This is a genomic window from Lamprobacter sp., assembly GCF_034860625.1.
Taxonomy (GTDB): domain Bacteria; phylum Pseudomonadota; class Gammaproteobacteria; order Chromatiales; family Chromatiaceae; genus Lamprobacter.
The window spans coordinates 1-5,916 of record NZ_JAYESN010000192.1 but is presented as its reverse complement, the minus strand read 5'-3'; the positions used below and the strand labels follow the sequence as shown (position 1 = coordinate 5,916).

Here is a 5,916-nt window from a genome sequence, read left to right as displayed (position 1 = left end):
CATCACGCGCAGGTCGAAACACCCTTGCTATTCAAGCCGCGGGCGGCTCAGCAGCCGCAGGCTCAGCCCCAGTCCGAGTAAGAATGCCAGCAGCGACCATTGCGCCATTGATGCCGCGATGGAAGGCATTATCACGGTCGTCCGGCCTTTGGCTTCGGCTTCATCCCATCGAGTTCGACGACCCCTGCAGCTCGACCTTGTCGTAGATCTCAGCCAGCGACAGCTCGGCCTCGATGAGACTCAGCGGAATGCTGTCCGCTGCACCCTCGTAGCTGCTCAGGCTCCAGGTCCCATCTGGCTGGCGTAGAAATAGCTCCGCCTGCATCTGATCTTGCGAGAGCAGCAGATAGGCCCGCAGGCTTTCCAAGCTTCGATAGTGTCGAAACTTGTCACCCCGGTCGTAGGCCTCGGTCGAGTCAGAGAGGATCTCGACGATCAGGATCGGATTGGTGACAACGTCGCGCCGGCCGTCGTAGAACGCGCGCTCGCCGCAGATCACCATCACATCCGGATAGGCACCGACCTCGGCCGAGGCGATGTAGACCTTCATGTCACTCGGATACACCCGGCAGGGGCGACCTTTGAGCTGGCTGCGCAGCTCTGCGCCAACATTGAGCACGATCAGATTGTGCTCCTCGGTGCCACCGGCCATTGCAAAGACCTCGCCAGCCACATATTCGCTGCGTTGGTCGATGGTGGTGCGCTCGATGGCAAGCCAGTCGTCGAACGAGAGATGCGGTTGGGATGCAGCAGCGGACATCATGGCCTCCGGTGAGTCATTGCGGCGGATGCTGTGGTGCCAAGTATAGCCTTGGTCGCGCCTGTCTTGGCCACCAACATCGGCTCAGCGCGGCTTGAAAAGACGGTTGCCCGCACAGGCCTGGCAGCCCACGCAGCCTTCTTGCCGCGAAGGCTGCGCAGACCAGGATCAGCCAATGCGGCTAGCCATCACGGATCACGCAGGCCAGTCGGCTCAAGCAGCCGCCATCATCGCCGTCACATCCTCCTCCACGCGACCAATCGGCTTAATGTCGAAGGTCTCGATCAGCACCTTGGCCACGTTCGGCGACAGGAAGGCCGGCAGCGTCGGGCCGAGCCGGATGTGCTTGACGCCCAGATGCAGCAGCGCCAGCAGCACGATGATCGCCTTCTGCTCATACCAGGCGATGTCGTAGGAGATCGGCAGCTCGTTGATGTCATCGAGCCCAAACACCTCTTTCAGCTTCAGCGCAATAAAGGCCAGCGAGTAGGAGTCGTTGCACTGGCCGGCGTCGAGCAGGCGCGGGATGCCGCCGATCTCGCCGAGATCCAGCTTGTTGAAGCGGTACTTGGCGCAGCCGGCGGTGAGGATCACCGCGTCCTGCGGCAAGGCTTGGGCGACGTCGGTGTAGTAGCTGCGCTCCTTGTGCCGGCCGTCGCAGCCGCCCATGACCACGAAGCGCTTGATGGCGCCGGTCTTGACCGCGTCGACCACCTGATCGGCCAGTGCCATGACCTGGGCATGGGCGAAGCCGGTGGTGATCTCGCCCTGCTCCAGCTCGGTCGGCGGCGGGCAGGTCTTGGCCTGTGCGATGATCGCCGAGAAGTCCTTGGCGCCGCCCTCAAGCCGATCGCCGATGTGCTGGACGCCCGGCCAGCCGGTCATGCCAGTGGTGTAGATCCGATCGCGATAGGCGCTCTTGACCGGCGTGATGCAGTTGGTGGTCATCAGGATCGGGCCGTTGAAGGCGGCGAATTCGGTGTCCTGCTGCCACCAGGCGTTGCCGTAGTTGCCGACGAAGTGCGGATACTGCTTGAAGGCTGGATAGGCGTGGGCCGGCAGCATCTCGCTGTGGGTGTAGATGTCGACACCGCTATCGACGCTCTGCTCGAGCAGGTCTTGCAGATCCTTGAGATCGTGGCCGGAGATCAGGATACCGGGGCGGCTGCCGACGCCGAGCTTGACCTGGGTGATCTCCGGGTGGCCATAGGCGCTGGTATTGGCCTCGTCGAGCAGGGCCATCGCGGTCACACCGACAGCGCCGCACTCCATCACCAGCGCGGTCATCTCATCAATGCTCAGCTCCCGAGTGGTCGCGGCCAGCGCCTTGATCATGAAGGCATAGATCTCGGGCTTCTGAAGACCGAGGATGGCGGCATGGTCGGTATAGGCGGCCATGCCTTTGACGCCATAGACCAGCAGCTCGCGCAGGGAGCGCAGGTCTTCGTTGGGCTGCGACAGCACGCCGACCTCAGCGCCCTTGGCGGCATAGGTGGCTGGGCTGCCGGTCCAGTTCAGCTCGTCCTGATCACCGCTAAAGCCGATCGCGGCCTTGAGCGCATCGCGCTTGGCGAGGGTGGCCTGGATTAGGCTGTTGAAGCGCGCCGGATCGAAATTGGCATTGGTGATGGTGGCGAACAAGGCTTGGGCGATGAAGGGACCAACGGACGCATCCGGCTGGCCTTGGCGCTCGGCCTGCTCGGCGACGATGGCGAGGCCCTTGAGCAGGTAGACCAAAAGATCATGCTGCACGGCGATGCTCTCGGTCTTGCCGCAGATACCCTTGGTGGTACAGCCGGTGCCCTTAGTGGCCTCTTCACATTGGAAACAGAACATACTCATTGAAAGACTCGGTCCGCTGACGGTGGTTGGGGTGGCGATGCCAGGATCGACAGGGACAGTCTTTCAACTCAGAGGGGGATGCGACTTGATCATGGTCAAGCCGGTTTTCGGCCTCAGATGCCAAACATGGCCGGATCTCGCAGCGCGCAGGGGCTCGACCTGAGCCTGATCGTCGGCCGAGGGCCAGCGTCCGCCCTCAGCGCCTCCTAGACTGCAACCACCTCGCTGTGGATCATGCTGTCCGTCGCGATCTATGCCATCGCCGGCGCTTGATAGAAGGGTGACGGGACCACCGGGTAGGCGCGGAATATGTGGCGGTAGACATCGTCCGACCGGAGCTGGACATCCTCGTCGCTGTACTGCGCCACCGGCAGGCCGGTGTCGTCGCTCCACAGGTGGTCGTGGATCGCCTGGCGAACGGCATCGCGGGTCGCCTCTTTATCTTTCCAGTGATCGACGCGCAGCTTTTCGGCCTTGAGATTCTCCAGCAGCTCCGCCGCGACGACCTTGATGCGCTTGATCTCGTCTGCCGAGAGGTCCGGCTTCTTCAACAGGTCGAACACCGCCAGCGACTCCTCGTCCAAACCTTCCCGTACCGCTCGGTCCTCTTCCGCATCCAACTCCTGCACCAACCTGAGCAGGGCCTCAAAGGTCTGCTCGATGGTCAAGCGATCTTTCTCGCGGTTATAGTCGGTGACAATCTGCTCGTAGTGCTGCTGGAAGTCGGTACGCAGTGGGTTCTGTTGCAGCAGGCGCTTGAGGCGTTGCTCCACGGCGTTCTTCAGGTCCTGCACCGTGGTGCGCTGCCGGGGCGAGCGCTCGAATTCCCGCTTCAGCCGCTCGAAGTCGATCCGGCTGATGTCATAGGCAGCGGATTCTTCGTCCGCGCGCGCGGGCTTGGTCTCGATGGCCTCGTCCACCACCTGGTGCAGTTGGCGGATGATGGCGGTGATGTCCGCCTGCTCTCGATCCTGCTGTAATTGCTTGTAGACCACGTCGATGGCATCACGGTCGGGCCGATGGGCATTGATGCCAGCGACGTTGATACAGGCCTTGAAGGTCTTGAGCACCTGCCGACACAGGATCTCGAAGTGCTTGCGGGTCTCATCGTTCTCGTTGGCAGCCTCCTTGCAGGCGAGGATGGCGGCGTTGCGGGCGAAGCCGGTCTTCTCGATCACGGCATCCAACGCCGCGGCACGCTCGTTCAGAAAGTCACGCACCAGCGCGATCGCCTCTGTCAACTCCTCCAGCAACGCCTCGTCGGGCTTGGCCGGATCGCTCTCCTCGCCGCCGTCAGGTCCGATGCCGACGAAGGTTGCGAGCGCCCGACGCAGGTGCTTCAGGATGCCGCAGTAGTCAACGATCAGGCCGTTGTTCTTGCCCTCGTGCACGCGGTTGGCGCGGGCGATGGCCTGCATCAGCGTGTGGGCCTTGAGCGGCTTGTCCAGATAGAGTGTGGACAGGCTCGGCACGTCGAAGCCGGTCAGCCACATGGCACAGACGATGGCGATGCGAAACGGGTGCTCGGCCTGCTTAAAGGCCTCGTCGAGCGCCATGCGCTGCATGTGCTGGAACTGGGGCTTCGCGCGCATCGCCGCCGGCAGCTCCATGCCCTCCTTCATGAGCTTGCGGTGCGGAACGATGTCCAGGTCCCACCGCTGAAACTTGGCCAGCTCGCCCTGCTCCTCGCTCACCACCACTGCGGTCTGAGTCTCGCGCATCCAGGCGATCTGGCGGGTCAGGTCGGCGTCCTCCTGCTCGTCGTGGACTCCTTGTCCTGAAGCTTCCGCTCCGTGGCGCTCGTGCTTGTGCTTGTGCTTAAGCTCTGCGTCGAGCGTCTTGATGCGCGCTTGCCAATAGAACTCGATCAGCTTGTGCATCCGCACGCAAGTGACCTTGTCGATGCAGACCAGCATGGCCTTTCCGGTCTCCCAGGCGGTCGAGTAATGCTCGACGAAGTCGCGGGCCACCTGATCCAAGCGCTTGCCGGCGGTAATGATGTGATAGTCGCGCTTTAGCTCGCGCTCTAGGCGCTGAGCGACGTCGATGTCGTCGGCTTCGAGCGTCTCCAGCGTCTCGGCGATGCGCTCGTTCAGGTCGCCGAGGGCCAGTCCCAGCTTGTCGCCGCGGGCGTCGTAGTAGAGCGGCACCGTGGCTCGGTCGTCCACGGCGCGCTGGAAGTCGTAGGTGGACACATAGTCGCCGAAGACGCGGCGGGTGATCTCGTCGTCCTTGAAGAGCGGCGTGCCGGTGAAGCCGATGTAGCTGGCATTGGGCAGCGCGTTGCGCAGGTTGAGCGCCAGCGTGCCGTATTGCGTGCGATGCGCCTCGTCCGTGATGACGATGATGTCGTCGCGCTCGGAATAGGCGGTGTCCGCGTCCTTGTGGAACTTCTGGATCAGCGAAAAGACGTGGGACTTGTGCTGCCCCAGCAGCCGTTGGAGGTGACCGCCGTTGGCAGCACGGCAGGGGTCGCGGTCGTGATCCACCACCCCGCAGCCGGCGAAGGTCTTGTAGATCTGGGTGTCCAGGTCTTCTCGGTCCGTCAGCACCAGGAAGCTGAAGTTGCCGCCGAGCTTGCGGTGCACCTTGCGGGTGAACATCACCATCGAAAAGCTCTTGCCAGAGCCCTGGGTGTGCCAGAACACGCCGAGGCGGTGCACCCGCGCGTCCCGCTCCCGCACCGCCTGCACCGCGCGGTTCACGCCCAGGAACTGGTGGTTTTGGGCCAGGATCTTGCGCGTCTCGCCAGAGGCGTCGTCGAACAGGATGAAGTTCTCCACCAGATCCAGGAAATTGGCCCGGTCGCAGACGCCCTTCAGCAGCGTCTCCATATCCACAGCGCCAGGCTCTTCCTCTGCCAAGCGCTTCCAGTCGTGAAAGTGGCCCCACTGGCTGGTGATGGAGCCGATCTTCGCTTGGTGGCCGTTGCCGAACAGCACCACCGCGTTGTGATGGAACAGCTGCGGGATCTCGGTCTGATAGGCCGAATAGTTCTGCTCATAGGCGGTGCGCAGATCCTTGTGCAGCGCCTTGCACTCGACGAACAAGAGCGGCAGCCCGTTGACGAAGCCGACGATGTCTGCGCGCCGCCGGTACAGATCGCCCTGCACCCAGAGCTCGCGGACGCACAGAAAGTCGTTGTTGTCCGGGTCGTCGAAGTCGATGACGCGCAACCGATCTCGCACCCGCTCGCCCTTGGCGTTACGGAAGGCCACGGGCACGCCATCACGGATCAGCGCGTCTTTGTCCCGGTTCGCGGCGACGATGCCTTGCGATGCCACCCTGGTCGTTAACTGCCGCACCGCGTCCTC

General features: G+C 63.0%; 3 protein-coding genes. All 3 read right to left on the bottom strand.

Going from position 1 to position 5,916, the window contains the following annotated elements; genetic code table 11:
* Positions 1-160: 160 nt before the first annotated feature.
* On the bottom strand, positions 161-760 hold the full coding sequence (locus tag VBE63_RS23650) for a Uma2 family endonuclease (RefSeq protein ID WP_323685475.1): 600 nt from the start codon (positions 758-760) through the stop codon (positions 161-163).
* A gap of 213 nt (positions 761-973) precedes the next feature.
* Positions 974-2,602, bottom strand: coding sequence for a hydroxylamine reductase (gene hcp, locus VBE63_RS23645; RefSeq protein WP_323685474.1), 1,629 nt, complete (start codon positions 2,600-2,602; stop codon positions 974-976).
* 251 nt (positions 2,603-2,853) lie between these two features.
* On the bottom strand, positions 2,854-5,916 hold a 3,063-nt coding region (locus VBE63_RS23640), incomplete at its 5' end, for a type I restriction endonuclease subunit R (RefSeq protein ID WP_323685473.1).